Raw genomic sequence first — 1358 nt, forward strand, 5'->3', positions numbered from 1 at the left:
CCATTGCCACTTGTTTGAAATACAACTCTTCCATCGTGAGAAAGTTGAAAACGAATTTGTGGATGGGATAATGCCATCTTATTCATTAAATCGGCAATTACAGAAAATTCATAAGAAATGCTCTTTAAATGTTTAAATCTTGCGGGTGTTTTAACAAATAATCCTGAAACATCTAATTTTGTTCCTCGTGGACAATTACAAGTTTCATCAACATCTAAACTTCCATAGTTGTATCTTAATAAAGTTCCTTCTTCACCATTGCTTGTCTGCAATTCAACTTGGGCAACAGAAGCAATACTTGGTAAAGCTTCCCCTCTAAATCCCATAGTTTGAATATTGAATAATTCTTCTTCTGAATGCATTTTACTTGTGGCATGTCGCATAAAAGCTAAATGTGCATCTTCATGATCCATTCCACAGCCATCATCAGTAATCACAATTCGTTCAATACCACCTTGGTATACTTCAACTTCTATGACTGTAGCACCTGCATCAATACTGTTTTCAACGCATTCCTTTACAATTCCAGCCGGTCTTTCTACGACTTCACCAGCCGCAATCATATTTGTCAAATGTTCACTCAATACATGTATCTTAGCCATACTTCACACCTCCATTCATATGAATTTCATATTTATGATTCGATTTTTTCACTTAGTTTTTTTAACTCATAAAGACAATCCAGAGCATCTCTAGGAGTCATTGAGTCGATATCTAATTCTTGTAGTTGTTGTAAAAGTTGTGACTTTTCTGGTTGAACTTGATCCATCACAAATAAACTTGGTTGATAATTTTGATTGTTATCTTGATTTTCAAAATTCAATAAAAGTTGTGAAGCTCTGTCTAAAACTACTTTTGGTAAATGTGCGAGTTTAGCTACATTGATACCATAAGATTTATCAGCCTTTCCTTCAATTACACGATATCTAAATTCAATCTCATTTTTCTCTTCACGAACATCAACATGTACATTGCGCATAGATTGATGTTCTTCCGCCAATTCCGTTAATTCATGATAGTGCGTCGAAAATAATGTTTTTGCTCCGATTGCTTCATCAATATATTCAAGCATTGCTTGAGCAAGAGCCATACCATCATAAGTTGCAGTTCCACGACCAATTTCATCAAATAAAATCAAGGAATGTTTTGTAGCATAACGTAAAGCTGTATTGGCTTCCATCATTTCCACCATGAATGTACTTTTTCCTGTCAATATATCATCCGATGCGCCGATTCTTGTAAAGATTCGATCAAAAATTGGAAGTTGTGCTGTTTTAGCTGGAATAAAACTTCCCATTTGTGCCATAACTACAAGTAAGGCATTTTGTCGCATATATGTAGATTTACCACCCATGTTT

The 1358-nt window shown here is 34.8% G+C and carries 2 protein-coding genes; both read right to left on the reverse strand.

Annotated elements, in window-relative coordinates:
- A partial coding sequence (gene mutL / locus ACZQCL_RS09185; protein ID WP_482482961.1) for a DNA mismatch repair endonuclease MutL occupies positions 1-602 on the reverse strand: 602 nt, incomplete at its 3' end.
- Between the two features lie 32 nt (positions 603-634).
- Positions 635-1358: MutS-related protein (locus tag ACZQCL_RS09190; RefSeq protein WP_482482962.1), on the reverse strand; the 724-nt coding region annotated here is incomplete at its 5' end.

Source organism: Holdemanella sp., assembly GCF_056804935.1.